21 protein-coding genes are annotated in these 17,242 nt (G+C 41.6%); 9 read left to right on the top strand and 12 right to left on the bottom strand.

Going from position 1 to position 17,242, the window contains the following annotated elements; translation table 11 throughout:
• Positions 1–108: 108 nt before the first annotated feature.
• From JOC78_RS02485 to JOC78_RS02460, 6 genes are read right to left on the bottom strand one after another with little or no spacing between them, the layout of a single operon-like run.
• On the bottom strand, positions 109–336 hold the full coding sequence (locus JOC78_RS02485) for a spore germination protein (RefSeq protein ID WP_420829889.1): 228 nt from the start codon (positions 334–336) through the stop codon (positions 109–111).
• A gap of 18 nt (positions 337–354) precedes the next feature.
• Positions 355–705, bottom strand: coding sequence for a spore germination protein GerPE (locus JOC78_RS02480; RefSeq protein ID WP_204552674.1), 351 nt, complete (start codon positions 703–705; stop codon positions 355–357).
• A 1-nt stretch (position 706) separates the two neighbouring features.
• Positions 707–886, bottom strand: a complete 180-nt coding sequence (locus JOC78_RS02475; RefSeq protein WP_204552672.1) for a spore gernimation protein GerPD — start codon at positions 884–886, stop codon at positions 707–709.
• Positions 861–1,463, bottom strand: a complete 603-nt coding sequence (gerPC, locus tag JOC78_RS02470) for a spore germination protein GerPC (protein WP_204552670.1) — start codon at positions 1,461–1,463, stop codon at positions 861–863. Before gerPC ends, JOC78_RS02475 begins: the two co-directional genes overlap by 26 nt.
• Before the next feature lie 27 nt (positions 1,464–1,490).
• The gene (locus JOC78_RS02465) at positions 1,491–1,730 is read right to left on the bottom strand and encodes a spore germination protein GerPB (RefSeq protein ID WP_204552668.1); all 240 of its coding nucleotides are present in this window, start codon (positions 1,728–1,730) and stop codon (positions 1,491–1,493) included.
• Positions 1,731–1,740: 10 nt separating this feature from the next.
• Positions 1,741–1,962 carry a spore germination protein gene (locus JOC78_RS02460; RefSeq protein WP_204552932.1) on the bottom strand — a complete coding sequence of 74 codons (222 nt, stop codon included), beginning with the start codon at positions 1,960–1,962 and terminating at the stop codon, positions 1,741–1,743.
• An 87-nt stretch (positions 1,963–2,049) separates the two neighbouring features.
• Here JOC78_RS02460 and JOC78_RS02455 point away from each other — a divergent pair, with 87 nt between their 5' ends.
• From JOC78_RS02455 to JOC78_RS02430, 6 genes are all read left to right on the top strand, one after another.
• Complete coding sequence (locus JOC78_RS02455; protein WP_338023151.1) at positions 2,050–3,219, top strand: DUF418 domain-containing protein; 1,170 nt, start codon at positions 2,050–2,052, stop codon at positions 3,217–3,219.
• Positions 3,220–3,240: 21 nt separating this feature from the next.
• Positions 3,241–4,131, top strand: a complete 891-nt coding sequence (locus tag JOC78_RS02450) for a fumarylacetoacetate hydrolase family protein (RefSeq protein ID WP_204552666.1) — start codon at positions 3,241–3,243, stop codon at positions 4,129–4,131.
• 81 nt (positions 4,132–4,212) lie between these two features.
• Entirely contained in the window at positions 4,213–4,572 is a 360-nt protein-coding gene (locus JOC78_RS02445; RefSeq protein WP_204552663.1) for a YisL family protein, read from the top strand.
• A gap of 372 nt (positions 4,573–4,944) precedes the next feature.
• A complete protein-coding gene (locus JOC78_RS02440; protein ID WP_420829888.1) occupies positions 4,945–6,465 on the top strand; it encodes a phytoene desaturase family protein in 1,521 nt (506 codons plus the stop codon).
• On the top strand, positions 6,462–7,958 hold the full coding sequence (locus tag JOC78_RS02435; protein ID WP_204552661.1) for a phytoene desaturase family protein: 1,497 nt from the start codon (positions 6,462–6,464) through the stop codon (positions 7,956–7,958). Before JOC78_RS02440 ends, JOC78_RS02435 begins: the two co-directional genes overlap by 4 nt.
• Positions 7,924–8,760 (top strand): squalene/phytoene synthase family protein, encoded by an 837-nt coding sequence (locus tag JOC78_RS02430; RefSeq protein WP_204552929.1) that lies wholly within the window; start codon positions 7,924–7,926, stop codon positions 8,758–8,760. Before JOC78_RS02435 ends, JOC78_RS02430 begins: the two co-directional genes overlap by 35 nt.
• A gap of 57 nt (positions 8,761–8,817) precedes the next feature.
• On the opposite strand, the gene JOC78_RS02425 is transcribed toward JOC78_RS02430, so the two are convergent.
• Positions 8,818–10,188 (bottom strand): ammonium transporter, encoded by a 1,371-nt coding sequence (locus JOC78_RS02425; RefSeq protein WP_420829887.1) that lies wholly within the window; start codon positions 10,186–10,188, stop codon positions 8,818–8,820.
• 15 nt (positions 10,189–10,203) lie between these two features.
• On the bottom strand, positions 10,204–10,542 hold the full coding sequence (locus tag JOC78_RS02420; RefSeq protein WP_204552659.1) for a P-II family nitrogen regulator: 339 nt from the start codon (positions 10,540–10,542) through the stop codon (positions 10,204–10,206).
• Between the two features lie 242 nt (positions 10,543–10,784).
• On the opposite strand from JOC78_RS02420, the gene JOC78_RS02415 reads away from it, so the two are divergent.
• Positions 10,785–12,296 carry an alpha-amylase family glycosyl hydrolase gene (locus JOC78_RS02415; RefSeq protein ID WP_204552657.1) on the top strand — a complete coding sequence of 504 codons (1,512 nt, stop codon included), beginning with the start codon at positions 10,785–10,787 and terminating at the stop codon, positions 12,294–12,296.
• Positions 12,297–12,355: 59 nt separating this feature from the next.
• Here the strand turns inward: JOC78_RS02415 and JOC78_RS02410 are convergent, their stop codons facing one another.
• Together JOC78_RS02410 and JOC78_RS02405 are read right to left on the bottom strand one after the other, a co-directional pair.
• Positions 12,356–13,228: an SDR family oxidoreductase gene (locus tag JOC78_RS02410; protein WP_204552655.1), complete on the bottom strand. Its 873-nt coding sequence runs from the start codon at positions 13,226–13,228 to the stop codon at positions 12,356–12,358.
• A 146-nt stretch (positions 13,229–13,374) separates the two neighbouring features.
• Positions 13,375–13,866 (bottom strand): YajQ family cyclic di-GMP-binding protein, encoded by a 492-nt coding sequence (locus tag JOC78_RS02405; protein ID WP_204552653.1) that lies wholly within the window; start codon positions 13,864–13,866, stop codon positions 13,375–13,377.
• Positions 13,867–14,231: 365 nt separating this feature from the next.
• Between JOC78_RS02405 and JOC78_RS02400 the strand changes: the two genes are divergently transcribed.
• Positions 14,232–15,086 carry a YitT family protein gene (locus JOC78_RS02400; RefSeq protein WP_204552651.1) on the top strand — a complete coding sequence of 285 codons (855 nt, stop codon included), beginning with the start codon at positions 14,232–14,234 and terminating at the stop codon, positions 15,084–15,086.
• A gap of 31 nt (positions 15,087–15,117) precedes the next feature.
• Here JOC78_RS02400 and JOC78_RS02395 read toward each other — a convergent pair whose 3' ends face one another.
• On the bottom strand, positions 15,118–15,930 hold the full coding sequence (locus JOC78_RS02395) for a Cof-type HAD-IIB family hydrolase (protein WP_204552649.1): 813 nt from the start codon (positions 15,928–15,930) through the stop codon (positions 15,118–15,120).
• Positions 15,931–16,103: 173 nt separating this feature from the next.
• On the opposite strand from JOC78_RS02395, the gene JOC78_RS02390 reads away from it, so the two are divergent.
• On the top strand, positions 16,104–16,412 hold the full coding sequence (locus JOC78_RS02390) for a metal-sulfur cluster assembly factor (protein ID WP_204552647.1): 309 nt from the start codon (positions 16,104–16,106) through the stop codon (positions 16,410–16,412).
• Positions 16,413–16,470: 58 nt separating this feature from the next.
• On the opposite strand, the gene JOC78_RS02385 is transcribed toward JOC78_RS02390, so the two are convergent.
• Positions 16,471–17,163 carry a Crp/Fnr family transcriptional regulator gene (locus tag JOC78_RS02385; protein ID WP_204552645.1) on the bottom strand — a complete coding sequence of 231 codons (693 nt, stop codon included), beginning with the start codon at positions 17,161–17,163 and terminating at the stop codon, positions 16,471–16,473.
• Positions 17,164–17,242 lie beyond the last annotated feature (79 nt).

The following is a 17,242-nucleotide window of genomic DNA, read 5'->3' as shown; positions in this document are numbered from 1 at the left end:
CCAATAGGCTGCTTAAATCGTCCCTAAAGCAGTGCTCTTAATGAAGTGCCGACTCATTGATTGTAATTTCATCAGTAAATGGCCAATATCAGACGGGAATCCCTAATTTTAATTATTTCCTACGATGGGCTGATCGACTCCAGGGCAGTTGAAAACAGGGTTAGCGTTGAGGCCGCTGTAAGTCACTATAAAAGGACCTGTGTTTAAAGAGCCAGCGCCCGCGGCCGTTTTACTGGCGGATTTTGGCGAGATATAAAGGGTATCGCCATAATGAACGGTGCCGCCCCCCATATTACATATAGTGACAGGCCCAATAATGGCAGGCAATTTCTTCACGCTCCTTCAACATAAAGTTTAAGAGAAATCTCTGACGTGTTTGGTGCTCACTCTGTAGGATAAGTGGCAAGCTGATCCTATCAGAACGTTGGAAGCAACAGAGACGCCCGTTACCTTAATTTGATTCACATGGATACATGGGAGAAGATTGATCGTTTCATAGGTTTTGCTTATGCAGCTAGCTGACAAATGAGCGGGAGGAAGTAATATTTCGGGCCGTTCCTCATTACCCTGGAATCGTTCTCTCACTCTTTGAATGGCGAATACATTCGCTTCAGCTCGAATCCTGTGAACGTCACCTATTTCAAAAACGGACGTATTAGAAACGGACGTCACATGTATATTATTCACCGTTGATAAGCGAGTCATATTAGCTCTCCGGACCAAGCGGCACAAATGGGCCAATGATCAATGCTTCAGGCGGAGTGTCGAATGTTGAATGCATTTCAATCAGATGGGTGTCGCCAATTTGTAAGCAGGAAGAACTGGACACACCGGTGATTGTAATTTCACCGACTGCCAGCTCACGGTTGATGATTTGGATCTTCATGGTTAGATTCTCCTCTCATTTCGCCATCCATTTTACTCATAAATAGAAAGAGAGCCTGCTCAATGTCAGCTTTTACTTTAGGGAATACAATATCAAATTGCGCATCCGGATGTGCATTTTTGCTTTGCTGTAAATAAAAACCGATTCGCTGGGGCAGCTGTTTGAAAAGATCTTGTTTCATAAATTGGATCATCTGCGGATCAATGATGCGGTTCATTTGCAGGGCATAATCTGAAGCGATGGTTTCAAGGTGGCTGTCAATAAATTGTGTTGCGGCTTGAAGTACTCTTTCCACTTGCTCTGGATTCGGCTGGTTTTGTTTAGAGAGATCAATGTCAAGATCTTTAATGCCTGATAAATCGGAAGGTGTCAGTCCAATATGCAGTGCACCAGAAAGCGTTTCTACCTTTAGCTGATCGAAGCTATATTCGATTTTTTCCACAGAGACGGGCGGCCTTTTCTTTAATTCTTCAACCTCTTGCTCAAGTGCGGCCAGCTTTTTCTCCATAAGGTGCATTTGCCGCTGCTGCTGCTGCAGCCATTGCCACATCGTTTGTGTATTGGATAAATGATTCATCTTTTCACCCCGCTTGTTCATCGGTTTTTAAGTTGGTGACTGAAGTGGCACAAGAAACTCTTTACCTGCAGGCGTACTTTCTGAGCCTTCCGTAATTATGGTTTGGCCGTTCGCAGAGGGAGCCGGTCCTGTAAATCTGCCTGTATTAAATAAATAGGACGCAGGAGTAACTGACCCTGCTGTGCCGATTTGCAGCATAGACGAATTAGACACACTTCCTATGTTTATATATCGAATGTTAATGCTTTGTGAAATATATATATTCATCATCCATCTCCTAAAAAGACTGGAATAACCCTTGATCGATTTGATCCTGGTCATACGAATTTGTCGCTGATGGTCCTGTTGTGACAGTTAATCCCTGGCCGGTGTTAAAGGAACCTGCACCAGAATACGTTTTTACTTGAGCAATGGGATGGATCTGGTATACATCGCCTATATTGAATACTCCGCTCGAACCAATACTGATGACAGTTACATTTCCTACAAGAGCAGGCAATGCGAAACACATCCTTCCTTCTCCATTTAATGATATGATATGAATGGAATATTAAGATGTGATTTTTGATTGAAAGGAGTGTTATAGGTGGAACTGGCACCTAATGACCAACAGCAGCGAATACTCTCAATAGATAGTTTAAGAGGGCTATCTTTACTCGGCATCTTCCTTGTGAATATGATGGCTTTCCATTCTCCTTATCTTTACTACAATCCCTATGAATGGTGGGATCGGCCGTCAGATGTAATGAACTTTCAATGGATCGATCTCTTTGTCCAGGCTAGCTTTTATCCGCTGTTTGCGATGCTATTCGGTTTCGGAGCAGCCATGCAGCATGAAAAAGCAAATAAAAGAGGTGTATCCTACTGGCCAATAGGCTTAAAGCGGTTTTCCTTCTTACTATTAATCGGTCTTATTCACGCATTTCTGATCTGGTCGGGGGATATTCTGATAAATTATGCCGTTTTTGGGTTTCTATTGCTGATTCTATTAAGATATTCAGGTAAAATATTAATCATTACAGGCAGCGTGCTGTTATTTTTGCCAAATCTCTTTTTGGGGCTGCTGTTGCTGCTCATGGCAAAGACCGATCCGACGAGCGTCATTTTTTGGACAGATATAACGTCTATTTCTCAATCGATCTCTGCCTATGGAAGCGGTAGCTTTATGGAGATCACTGCACAGCGGACTAGAGACTGGCTGACGGTGAATGGACTCGAAACGGTTTTATTGCAATTTATCTCTATTTTTCCGCACTTATTGATCGGTGCGGGTGTGTACAAGCTAGGCGTTATTTCAAAATGGATGGATAAACCGGCATCAGCACTTCGCGTGTTTGGCAGTTTCTTTACAGCGGGTGTCATCTTAAAGGCGCTGCCGATAATCTTTGAGCCGAATTTAGCTTATACATTCATTCAGGATTCTTTAGGGGGACCATTGCTTGCCATAAGTTATGCTGCTCTAGTGATCTTCCTTTCAACTAAAAAGCCAGCAGAGAAGCTATTACATCCTCTTGCCGCCGCCGGACGTATGTCTCTGACCAACTATTTAATGCAGTCGGTGATCGGCACGCTTATTTTCTATCATTATGGTCTTGGGTTATATGGACAAATTAGTTTGAAAACCGGAGTCTGGCTAGTGCTTGCCATATTCTCGATTCAAGTGCTTTTTTCAAAGATTTGGCTGTCTAAGTTCAGCCAGGGGCCGATGGAAAGTTTATGGCGGAAGGTAACATATGGAGGACAAAGAAAAGGGTAAAAAAACAAAGGGGGAATTAGGATGAAATTAATCAGCTATTTACACAATGAAGAAGAAAAGTATGGGGTATACGATGAGCAGGCGAGTACGGTTTATGATGTGCAAAGCATGTCTTTATCAGCGGAGCTTCCTCATATATTGATTGAAGCGATTGCAACGGGCAATGAGTGGGTTCGTCTCATTCAAGAATGGCTAGAATCAGCGGATGCAGAGCAAAGACAAGCTGCGAGTGTGCCAAATGAAGAAGTGAAATGGCTGGCGCCGATTCCAAGACCGTCAAAGAATGTGATGTGTATCGGCAAGAACTACCGTGATCATGCCGTAGAAATGGGTGGGGAAGAAAGTATCCCTACAGATTTGATGGTGTTTACGAAATCGCCGACAGCAGTTATTGCAGACAAAGAAACGATTCCTGCTTATACAGATCTGACTGACTTCATGGATTATGAGGGAGAGTTAGGGGTGATCATCGGCAAGCGTGGGAAAGAAATTAACCAGGGAGATGCGCTTGATTATGTATTCGGCTATACGATTATCAACGATGTGACAGCGAGAGATATTCAAAAGCGCCATAAGCAATTCTTTCTTGGCAAAAGCCTGGACGGCACTTGCCCGATGGGACCTTGGATCGTGACGAAAGATGAGATCGATCATCCAGGGAATTTATCTGTTGAGACGAAGGTAAATGGAGAAGTTCGCCAGCAGTCTAATACAGAGTATTTCATCTTCCCAATTGATGAAATTATCGCGACATTGTCTAAAGGCATGACACTTGAACCTGGTGACGTTATTGCGACTGGAACGCCAGCTGGAGTAGGGTTTGGTATGAATCCGCAATCACCTCTGAAATCAGGGGATACGATTGAAATTACGATTGAAAAAGTTGGTACACTGACAAACAAAGTTCAATAATTTTCGGAGAGATAATTTTTCTCTTGTGGAAACGAACATGGTAATATGGAGAAGATACTTTTAAAGGAAGGAGTGACTGAAATGGATATGTTTTTTGATAGTACTCATTTACATATCACTACCTGGGTTATTGCTGTTATCTTATTTTTTGTTGCATACAGCAAGATGTCAACAGGCGTACATATGGGGCTAAGACTGTTCTATGTGCTAGTGCTGGCGACGGGGCTGATGCTTTTCGGCAAGCATCACACGATCAATGATATGCTTTACGGAATGAAAATGCTGGCAGGAATTTTAACTATTGGCCTGATGGAAATGGTGCTTGTCCGTAAGAAAAAAGGAAAAGATACAAGCAAGGTACTGATTGGCATGGTGCTGCTCTTGATTATCACCATTTATTTAGGATTTAAACTTCCTTTAGGCTTGAATTTCCTTGCCTAATATTTTTCAAAAAAAGACCTGTTCCTAACGGACAAGGTCTTTTTTTGATGATAAACTATCAGAAAAGGAAGACTTGTATAGGGGGATCAGTGATGACCGTTTTCTTTTCACTTGTTTGGATTGGTTTATTAAGTCTATTTATAGCGGCTGTACAAATAGCTTCTAAGCAAATAAATAAAACTGTCCCGCCTGCTGATTCAGAAGAATAGATTCTACTTATGAAATGGACCCGCTTTTTAGCAGGTCTTTTTTTATTGCGAAAAATTAAATTAAAAAAGAGAATATTCATTTTTGCGGCGAAACCGACACCTATGTATAATTATTTGTATAAGTTATGTATAATATTTGTTTATATAAAAGGAGCTGGAAGATGTGGCAATGAAGATTGCGGTCATCGGCGCCGGTCCTGGTGGATTAGCTTCTGCTATGTTGCTGGCAAGCGCGGGGTATCAAGTAGATGTTTATGAGAAGCAGTCGTTTATAGGCGGAAGAAATGGAGCGATTGAGAAAGATGGCTATACGTTTGATATTGGCCCTACATTTTTAAGTATGCCAGAGATTGCAGAAGAGATCTTCGAACAGTGCGGACGCAATTTACATGATTATATCGATTTGAAAGAACTGAAGATGATGTATGAGCTTCGCTTTGATCAGAACAAAATTCAGATGCACCGGGATCAAGAAAAAATGAAGGAGCAAATTGGCAAAGTGTATCCTGGCAATGAAAAGGGATATGAACGGTTTATGAGTGATACCCGTCAAAAAATGGCGAAGCTTAAGCCGATCCTGCAAAGTCCAATGAATAAATACCATCATTACTTACGCTGGAACGTTCTTTCGGCATTGCCGCATTTATCTTTAGGCCAAACGCTTCATGATGTGTTAAGTGAATATTTTTCTGATGAAGAGCTGCGCCTGGCTTTTACTTTTCAATCCAAATACCTTGGCATGTCTCCTTGGGAATGTCCGGGAGCCTTCTCTATCCTTTCGTTTATGGAACATGAATATGGCGTGTATCATCCGATTGGCGGATTAAATCAGCTGCCGAAAGCCATGGCGAAAGTAGTAAAGGAGTATGGCGGGAAGATTCATTTAAATACAGCGGTGAAAAAATTTAAGACGCAAGGTCGGAAAGTTGTTGGTCTTGAATTAGAAAGCGGCACGTCGGTTGAAGCGGATGAAGTCGTTGTTAACGGAGACTTCGCCCACGTGATGACGAACTTGGCGGATGAAGGGCTGCTGAAGAAATACAGCAGGGAAAAGCTGGAGAAGAAAAAATATTCATGTTCTACATTTATGATTTATTTAGGTGTCAATCAAACATTTGATTTGCCTCACCATACCATTCTTTTTGCCTCTGACTACCGAAAAAATGTAGAGGAAGTCACGGGTTCGATGCAGCTTTCAGCTGATCCATCGATCTACATTCAGAATGCGAGCGTGACCGATCCGACCTTGGCTCCTAAAGGGAAATCTGCCATTTATATTTTAGCTCCGGTCCCGAATAATATGAGCGAAATTGAATGGGAGAAGCACGAACAGAACTTTCGTGATCTCGTTCTGGATCTAGTCGAACAAAAAAGTGAGTTTAAAGGTCTTCGCGAGCATATAGAGTTTGAAAAAATAATCAGTCCGAAAGATTGGGAGAAAGACTATTTTGTCTATAAAGGAGCCACGTTTAATTTAAGTCATCGGCTCTCGCAAATGATGGTTTTTCGCCCGCATAATCGCTTTGAAGAATTAGATCATTGCTGGCTTGTCGGCGGTGGAACGCATCCTGGCAGCGGCTTGCCGACCATTCTAGAATCGGCAAGAATCACGAGCAATCTTATCATGAAACAATCCGTACAAAGAGGGTTTATTCCACTTGAGAAGTTAAGAGGTATGTTATGAAGGCGGCGATTGCAGGAGGCGGAATTGGCGGAATGATGACCGCTTTGCTTTTGCGAAAGCAGGGCTTTGATGTAGTGATATATGAAAAGGACGATCGGCTGGGAGGGCGTTTAGCCTTTGTGGAAAAAGATGGTTTCAAGATTGATAAAGGGCCAACGATTGTCTTGCTGCCGGAAATGTTCCGGGAATTTCTTAGAGAAGCGGGCATAGACGATGAAGACTATGAATTAATCCAATGCGATCCGCTGTATGATATCCATTTTAATGATGGAAATAGCTATACAAAGTATGCAGATCTTCAAACACAAATAGAAGAGATTCGCCGCCGATTTCCTGGAGATGAACTGGGGTTTCAGCGATTTATGAAAGATATGGACATCCGCTTCCGTCTAGGAAAAGAGAAATTCCTTGAAAAACCCTTCTTTAAAAAGAAAGATTTTTGGAACACACCTACCTTACAGACCTTATTAAAATTAAAAGCTTATAAAAGTGTGATGGAAAACTTGAAGACTTATTTTTCACATGAAGACTTGCGAACAGCCTATGCCTTGCAAACGTTATACATTGGAGGAAATCCTTTTGTCACACCGTCTATTTACAGCCTCGTTTCCTATAGTGAACATAAGCATGGAATCTACTATTTAAAAGGTGGCTATGCAAGCTTGACGAAGGTGCTTGAAAACGCCTTGTTAAAACAGGGGGTTACGATAAGAAAAGGCGCTCCTGTCAATGAATTGCTGGTAGATGGCAAAACGGCATACGGCGTATCTGTAAATGGACAACAAGAACGAGCGGATTTAGTTGTGCTTAATGGAGACTTTCCTGTCGCGGAAAAGCTTTTAAAGAAATCAGTGCGTAAATATGAGTCTTCATCCAGTTGTTTTCTATTATATATGGGCCTGGATAAAATCTATCAAGATAAAAATATTCATCAGTTTTATTTAGGAGAAGACTTTGAAGAAAATATGAATCAAGTTTTTTCCAAAGAAGTCCTTCCTGAGGATCCGTCGATCTATGTGTTTCATCCATCAGTTGTGGATCCTTCTTTAGCTCCTGAAGGGAAAGGTGTGCTTTATGTACTTGTTCCTGTGCCGGCGGGTGACCATATTGACTGGGAGCGAGAGAAGGACAGCTATAAAGAAAAGATTATGATTCGATTAGAAGAAAAAGGATTTACTGATCTGCAGAAACATATGGAATGGGTTCAAATTCGGACCCCAAAAGAAGCGATGGATGAAGGGTTATATATGGGAGGAAGTTTTGGTATCGCTCCGACGCTCTTTCAGTCAGGCATTTTCAGACCTCAAGTAAAGGCAGGCCCTTACACAAATGTTTATGCGGTAGGTGCGTCTACTCACCCGGGCGGCGGCATTCCAATTGTTATGCAGGGGGCACATGTGCTCTCTGAAACCATAAAAAAAGAATGGAATTTATCATCATTTCCAGAAAAGAGGGAAGATCATGAACATAGCATCCGCTTATCAAATCTGTGAAGATACGATTAAGCATCATTCGAAAACGTTTTATTATGCATTCTCTTTTTTGCCGGAGACAAAACGTCAAGCTGTGTGGGCTGTCTATGGTTTTTGCCGCAAAGCAGATGATATTGTGGACGAAGGCAGCCGTCCTTTAGAGGAGCTTCTTATATTTGAAGCAGAAATGTATCGTTTCTTTCAAGGTGATTTCTCTAAGGAGGATCCGGTCTGGGTAGCGCTCGCTGATGTCTTTCAACGCTTTCCAATGGATAAACAGCCATTTATTGATATGCTTAATGGACAAAAGATGGACCTTGAAAGCAAACCTTTTCACACGCTTGGTGACGTGCTGGATTATTCTTATCATGTAGCCAGTGCCGTTGGATTAATGCTGCTGCCGATATTAGCTCCTAATCAAGATAGACAGCTTTATGATGGAGCGGTTAGCCTTGGCTACGCCATGCAGCTGACGAATATCCTGAGAGATATAGGAGAAGATTTAGAACGAGGAAGAGTGTACCTGCCAGCAAAGCTTCTGCAAAAATATCATTATAGCGTAGAAGATTTAAAAAGAGGTGTAATTAATCCAGCCTTTATTGGAGTATGGGAGGAAATGGCTCGAGAATCGGAAAAATACTATGAAAGAGCAAAAGCTACTTTTCATTTATACCCAAGGGAAGCAAGAGTGCCAGTAAAAGCGGCAGCTTACTTTTATCAAGCCATTTTGAAAGAGGTAAGAAAGCAAGGGTATGATGTGTTTGCCAAAAAGAATTATGTCTCTGCGGAAATAAAAGAAGAAATTCTGTCAAAGATTTCATAAATGAATAAATAAAAAGAGTGAGCGGAAAGGATTCCTGCTCACTCTTTGTGTATGTCTCTAGCTGCTTCTTCTTGCGCGGCGATCATCTAAATTGTTGAGACGGTGAACTAATCCTTCACCAAACGATTGAGGTGGTGCTGATTCGCCAGTCAGCAGTAAATCTTTGAATTCATAAGCGTTTGAACCATGCTCTGCGAAGTCCAGTCCAGCAACCTCTTCTTCTTTAGATACCCGGATCGATGTTAGGCGAGTATATAGGAATAAGAAGGAAGAAGCAGCGAATGCTGTCCATCCGATTACAGCGAGTACACCGAGTGTTTGAATGATCAGAAGGGAGGCATCTCCACCGTAAAATAATCCGCTTTCTATGTGGAAGAACCCAAGTGCCACTGTTCCCCAGATGCCGCAGATTCCGTGAACAGCGATTGCTCCGACAGGGTCATCCATTTTCAAGTTCACATCAATGAACCGAACGGCGATGACCATAATCACACCAGCTGCTAATCCTATAAATAAAGAACCGATGAGAGAAACAAACGCACAACCGGCCGTAATTCCAACAAGCCCTGCCAGTGCTCCGTTCAACGTTAAAGAAGGGTCAATTCTTTTATAAAGCAATTGTGTCATGCCTGCAGTGGCTAATATGGCCGCGGATGCAGCTAGAAAAGTATTTGTAATAACTAAAGGAACAAGTGACGGATCGGCTGCCAGTGTGCTGCCTCCGTTAAACCCGAACCAGCCGAACCATAGAATGAATACGCCGAGAGCGCCAATTGGAATATTGTGGCCAGGGATGACGTTTACTTGCCCTTTATTGTATTTCCCTATTCGAGGGCCGAGGAACAATAAGGTAACGAATGCCCCAGCCGCTCCAGTCAGATGAACGACTGTAGAACCTGCAAAGTCAACGAATCCCATTTCAGAAAGCCAGCCGCCGCCCCAAATCCAATGACCAACTACAGGGTAAATGAAAGAGGTCATAACAATCGTTAAAAGCAAGTAGCTTGATAATTTCATTCGTTCAGCGACCGCACCGGATATAATCGTAGCACAAGTGGCGGCAAAAACAGCTTGGAAAACAAAGAAGCCAACGTCTTCACGGCCTGTCATGAAAAATCCGCTTTTGCCGATTACACCTGACACACTGTCTCCGAACATAAATGCAAATCCGACTGCCAGAAATAAAACGGAAGAAATGGCTACCGTTAAAAAGTTCTTCATTAAGATATTCAATGTGTTTTTTGAGCGGGTAAACCCTGACTCTACCATTGAAAATCCGGCATGCATGAAAAATACGAGAATAGCTCCAATCATCGTCCAAAGCATATCGACCGAGGATTGCACTTCGGATGCAGATGGTTCTTGACCGTAAGCAATTGTAGGCACCAGCAGTAAAAATAAAAACAAAAGACTAGATTTGAATGTCAATGTAGTTCCTCCTTATTAAATAGCTGTATTTCCCTTTTCTCCTGTGCGGATGCGAATGACTTCCTCAATGGATGAAACGAAAATCTTTCCATCACCGATCTCACCTGTCCGGCAATGGGCAATGATCAATTCAATAATCGAATCTGCTTGGTGGTCATCGACGACCATTTCTACTTTTATTTTAGGGAGCAGCTGAATTTCGAAAGCATTTCCCCTGAACATTCCGCTTTTGCCTTTTTGTTTGCCGCACCCAGCCGCTTCAAATACGGTCAAGCCGTTAATGCCAGCTTCAGATAAAGCTTGGCGAAGTGCTTGGAAGCAGTCCGGACGAATAATTGTCTCGATCTTCTTCATACAATCTCCCTCTTTCATGTTAGGTTTTCTTACATAAAATATGATATGTCTTATACTATGCTAAGTTTTAAGAAAAATCAACTGTTTTCTGAAAATTCATGTAAGGAAATCTAACATAAAGTAAAAGTGTTTAGTCGTGTTATGTACTTTTCATGAACTTTTGATAATGGTGTTTGACGTTCATACATGAAAAGGATAATCTTAAAAGCGGTACGATCATTTAATAGTGGGGGGAAGCGGAGATGAAAAGAAGATTATTCTCTCTTTTAGTAATACCGTTTCTTCTTTTATACGCATTTCCTGCTGGAGCTGTAGAAAAAGAAGAACGTGAATGGCAAGATGAAACCATGTATTTTCTAATGGTGGACCGTTTCGGCAATGGCGATAACGCAAATGATAAAGACGTTAATACGGAGGATCCCGCTGCTTATCAAGGCGGCGATTTTAAAGGGATTGAAACAGGGCTAGATGATTTGAAAGATATGGGGTTTACGACCATTATTCTAAGTCCGATATTTAAAAATGCCCCAAATAGTTATCATGGGTATCAAATTACTAATTATAAAAAACTGAATCCTTATTTTGGGTCCATGAAGGATTTTAACCATTTATTAAAAGAAGCCCATAAAAAAGATATGAAAGTCTTGATTGATTTTCCAGTGACCCATGTAAGCGCATCCCATCCGTGGGTGAAAGACGAAAGCAAAGCAGATTGGTTTAAATCGAAATCAGAGACTGATTATGAGTGGATGGGAGATCGATCGGCTCTGGATTTAGAGAAAGAGCCAGTGAAGCAGGAGATCATTCAATCGGCCAAGTGGTGGACTGAACAAACAGAACTTGATGGGTATTATTTAAGTAATGCAACGGGAGCGCCGGCTGACTTTTGGAAAGATTTTTCGAAAGAAGTGAAATCAGTCAAGAAAGATTTCTTCTTAATGGGAGAGAGTGCCGAGAAGGATTTAAACCTGCTAAACGAATACCAGCAAGCGGGCTTGGACAGCGTGACGAATCCTGCAATGACCGAGCCTCTTCGTGAGCAATTTAAAAATATTGATCAAGATTCAGAAACGACACCGAAGCTGTTAAAAGAAACAGAATCAATTAGTAATAATCCGCGATTAACTGCCAATCGGTTCGATTCTCACTTAATGAATCGGTACACGAGAGATATGGTCAATGAACATGTCTTTCCCGGAACTCGCTGGAAGCTTGCCTTAACTTATCTATATACGATTCCTGGACTGCCGATTGTATATTATGGTTCGGAAATTGCGCTTGACGGGGGAGAAGGAACAGACAATCACCGGTTTATGAGTTTTCGTGCTGACAAAGAGCTGATTGACTATGTGACGAAACTCGGAGAACTTCGTCAGCAGCTGCCGGCTTTAACGCGCGGTACGTATGAACCTATTTACTCTAAGGATGGAATGACGGTACTTAAAAGAGAGTACAAAGATGAAGTGATCATTGTTGGTGTAAATAACTCCGGGATCACTCAAAAAGTATCTATTCCTGCTGAAGAACTTGATGCGAATAAAGAGCTTAGAGGACTGCTTGCCGGAGATCTTGTGCGGCCGCAGGACGGAAAGTTTACCATTTATATGGACCGGGAAACTTCTGAAATTTATGCACTAGCCAAAAAGACAGGCATTAATATGTCGTTTGTCATGGCACTTGCAGGAGTATATGTTGTATTTATGATTTTCCTATATCTTGTCTGGAAACGCGGAAGAACTGGCCGGAAAGCATAATAATTAGTGATGGAAAAACCCTTCAAAGCCTCAAAGCTTTGAAGGGTTTTTTCTAGCCATTATCCATTAATCACTTTACCGCCATTGATATGAATCATCTGGCCGGAAATGTAGCTGGAGTCTTCGCTGGCTAAGAACACATAGGCGGGACCTAGTTCGCTTGGCTGGCCTGCCCGTCCAAATGGCGTGTTTGCTCCAAAATGAGATACCTTTTCTGATGAAAAAGTAGAAGGGATCAATGGCGTCCAAATCGGTCCCGGAGCAACGCCATTCACGCGTATTCCATCCTTAGCGAGAGAATTGGACATGGCACGTGTGAAGGATACGATGGCGCCTTTAGTTGAAGAGTAGTCAATCAGCGTTTCGTTTCCTTCATATGCGGTGATCGACGCGGTGTTAATAATGCTTGCTCCTTGTTTTAAATGTGGAAGCGCGGCTTTCGTCATATAGAAATAGCCAAAAAAGTTGGTTCGGAATGTTTGTTCCATTTGTTCTGCTGTAATATCTAAAATGCTGTTTTGCGGGTGCTGCTCAGCCGCGTTGTTCACCAGGACGTCTAGCTTGCCGAATTCATCGATTGTCTTCTGAACAACTTCCTTACAAAAGCTTTCTGTCCCCAAATCACCTGAAATCAACAAGCATTTTCTGCCTTCTTGTTCAACAAGCTTCTTCGTTTCCTGTGCATCTTCATGTTCATTTAAATAAGAAATGACGAGGTCAGCACCCTCACGAGCAAAATGAATCGCTGCAGATCGGCCAATGCCGCTGTCAGCGCCCGTTATTAAAGCGACTTTATCCTTTAGCTTATCGCTGCCTTTATAGTTGCTGCGAATATGGTCTGGCTGCGGGCTCATTGGTTCCGTTTTGCCTGGCTGCTCCTCCTGATGCTGCTTTGGAAATGTTTGTTTAGTTTGATTTTGATCTTGGCTCATTCCATTCACTCCCAGGTTTGTATAGTAGCTTCACATCTAGTCTTTACCCAGGTAAGAAAAAAATAACCAGTTTTTTTAAATAACGACAACGTTCTTAAGGACAAAATAAAAAGCCTGAAACAATTGTTTCAGACCTTTAAGGAGAATCAGCGGAAGTTAACAAATTGAACATCTACCGGCAAATCTTCTTCACGAACAAGTGACATGATTTTTTGCAGATCATCCTTACTTTTGCCGGTGATCCGCATTTGATCATCTTGGATTTGGGATTTTACTTTAATTCCGCTGTTTTTAATTAATGTATTTAACTTTTTTCCTGTCTCTTTATCAATTCCCTGAACCAATTTTGTTTTTTGACGGACAGTGCCGCCAGAAGCGCCTTCTACTTTGCCGTAATCCAGGTTTTTAACTGGCACACTGCGCTTAATTAATTTACTGATTAGTACATCTTTCAGCTGATCCAATTTAAATTCATCGTCTGAAATAAGCACCAATTCTTCGTTATCAAGTTTAATGTCACTTTTGCTGCCTTTAAAGTCATAACGGTTTTTTACTTCTTTTAATGCAAGTGCGATTGCATTCGTCACTTCTGAAAAGTCTACTTTTGAAACAATGTCAAATGAATTTTCCTTCGCCATATGCTACCTCCACTGGTTATATCTTTAGAATAATTATAAAAGACTGCTTAGAAACAAGCAAATGAATTGAAAAATAATCTAGATAAATAGGTTAGCTTTTGTTGGGAATAGGGAAATAAGTGTTGTGGTCTTACTATAGATATAGACAGGTTTTACTTAGGTTTAGAATCCAATTATTTCTGAGAGGAAAATATGCTCTAGCTGTTGACACCCCTAAGTGAGATCATTTACAATGGCATCTTTCAGTGTCAATAAACGGCTTGGAAAGTGTACAGCTGAAAATGGGCTGCAGCTTTGAGAGAATAGCCGTACAATTGGTATCCATTTAGAATGACGAAAGATACTAAATCGAAGGAGGAAAGCGAATGTCAAAGGAACGGATAATTCCTGAAGTACAGAAAATCATCGTTGTGACGATAGGTGCTCTATTCAGTGCGCTAGCGATGAATCTTTTTTTAATACCTGCCAATGTGTATGCCAGCGGATTTACAGGCATCGCGCAATTGCTATCTAATATCTTTGAAACATTTACGCCTTTTCGCGTATCGACCGGTTTCTTGCTCTTATTATTAAATATTCCCGTGACAATCTTAGGATGGAAGAAAGTTGGGAAATCATTTACTGTTTACAGTTTTTTATCCGTTGTCATTACGTCCTTCTTTCTAGAAGTGATTCCAGTAACAGCTCTGTCCGGTGATATCCTGTTAAATGCTGTGTTTGGCGGAGTGATTGCGGCTATAGGTGTCGGGTTAACATTAAAGTGGGGGGCTTCTACGGGAGGTCTGGATATTATTGCGATGATCCTGTCTCGTATGAAGGATCGTCCGATTGGATCGTATTTCTTAATAATGAATGCCGTCATTATCATGACAGCCGGTTTAATATATGGCTGGGAAAAAGCATTATACACACTGGTTGCCTTATACGCTTCCACTCGGGTAGTGGATGCTATTCATACACGCCATGCAAAATTGACAGCGTTGATTGTAACAGGTAAATCGGAAGAAGTGAAGAAAGCCATTCATGCCAAGCTTGTCAGAGGGATTACAGTGCTGCCGGCAAAAGGAGCCTTTTCAGGACAACAGCGAGATTTATTGATGATTGTGATCACTCGTTATGAATTATATGATCTAGAACGAATCATTAAAGAAGTTGATCCGAATGCTTTCACTAATATCGTTGAAACGGCCGGTATCTTTGGCTTCTTCAGAAAGGAATAGAAAAACAGGCTCTTTGTCAGAGCCTGTTTTTCTATTTTAATCCTAAACGATCTTCCAAGAAGACTGCAATGCCGTCTTCTTCATTAGAAGCAGTAATTTCAGCAGCGATGCTTTTTAGCTGGGTAATGCCATTATCCATGGCCACGCCAATTCCGGCATATTCAATCATTTCTAAATCATTGTCCTCGTCTCCAAAGGCAATGATCCGCTGTTTAGGAATATTTAAATCTGCAGCTGCTTTTTGGATGCCTACAGCTTTATTTAAACCGGTTTTAACTAATTCTATGATGTGCCAAGGCGCTCCCCATCTTCTATGGTCAATGAGTTCTGCATGAACATCACTTAAGTGTTTGCGAATGGAAGGGACATCTTCTTCATTCGCGTGAATTAGCATACTTGTTGGGTGGTCAGACAGGAACCGGCGCAAGTCGCCAGTGGTAATAGCAGGGTCACCCATGCTGAAAATATCAAGCAGCTTTTCATCATGGTAGTGAATATACACATCGTCTAGCACTTCTGCGATGATGTTATGGAAGTTAAAGTCATGGCACGCTTCAATGACTTCCTTAGCGGCAGCGATATCCATCGGTTCATGATGAAATCCGAAGCTTTTGCTGTGGGGATTATGCACAAAAGCGCCGTTAAAATTAACAATCGGTGTATTTAATCCGAGCTCCCTATAATAAGGTTCGCTTGAACGGTAGGGACGGCCGGTAGCAATCATGACTTCATGGCCTTTTTCCATTGCTTTTGTGAGGGTGCTTTTTGTGCGAGGCGAGATTGTTTTCGCGTCGGTTAATAAAGTTCCATCTAGGTCTAATACAATCAAATGCTTCTCAAACATCGGGGGCACTCCTTTTTCCATTAGTTATGAATAAGTTTACGCTTATTCATTATGATATGTCCAATAGAGGCTATTATTTTGGGTGTATGGGACAAAATAGAGCATAACATGTGCTATTTTTCTCATTTGTTTGTTATCATGAGTATAGTGAAAACTAATAAGGGGTGACAGGAATGGATCAAGATTTAAAAGATAACATTATGGGCGCATTAGAACAGGTTATTGATCCTGAATTAGGAATCGATATCGTTAATCTGGGATTGGTTTATGACGTAGATATGGATGATGCGGGCAAAACCACTGTAACTATGACATTAACTGCCATGGGATGTCCATTAGCGGGCGTAATTGTGGATCAAGTAAAAGCAGCGCTTGCGGATATTCCTGAAGTGAAGGAAACAGAGGTTGACATTGTCTGGAATCCACCTTGGACGAGAGATAAAATGTCGCGCTATGCAAAAATCGCGCTTGGAATCCGCTAAGCCATCATTAAAAAAAGATCCTCCGCAGCTAGTCTGTGGAGGATCTTTTTAAGTAGAATTAATCAATCTGGCATATTTCAATTGGGCAGTTGTCGCAGTCGATCGCTTCTTTTAAATAATCCAGATTTTGAATAATCAGCTGACTGTCTTTTGTTACTACAACATTTTCTTTTTTGAGTTCACTTAGCATTCGGTTGACCACTTCTCGTGAAGTTCCACACAGGCTGGCCACTTCTTGATTAGTAAGAGAAATATCGAGGGTGATCCCATCAGCTGTCTGTTTTCCAAAGGTATTGCATAATCGTATCAGCGTGGAGTAGACAGCTCCTTTTTTTCCATGCAAGATTAAATCCCGCAGCTTAGATTGTGTCTTCAGGTGTTCAATCTGTGAATGCTGAAACCACTTGACCATTCTAGAAGGGTGGGCAGATAGCTGCTCCTCCATATATTCCTTCGTGATCACCAGTACTTCTGCATCTTCTAACACTTTAGCGTTAGAGAGATAGGAGGTATCTTGGTCAAAAAAAGCAAATTCTGCCAAGATATCATCCTTGCCGCAAATCCTCAATGACAATTCTCGGCCATCGGGAATGAGTTTTCCTATTTGAACTTTTCCGTGCAATAGGAGGAACAGTTCTTTTGCCGGTGATCCTTGCTGAAATACATATTCGCCTTTACGAAAGCTGCGTGTGATTCTTTCTCCCTCAAACAGCTCTTTCATTGAATTTTTTATAGAAGGGGCAGTGGACATCGGATCATCCTTCTTAAATGTATTTTTATGTTAATCCTATTTTAATAGTATGAAATGGATTAAACAACAGCAAATTTTT

The sequence above is a fragment of the Bacillus ectoiniformans genome (assembly GCF_016908875.1).
In the GTDB taxonomy this organism is placed as follows: Bacteria; Bacillota; Bacilli; order Bacillales; family Domibacillaceae; genus Bacillus_BX; species Bacillus_BX ectoiniformans.
This window is presented reverse-complemented; position numbering and strand designations above follow the sequence as displayed.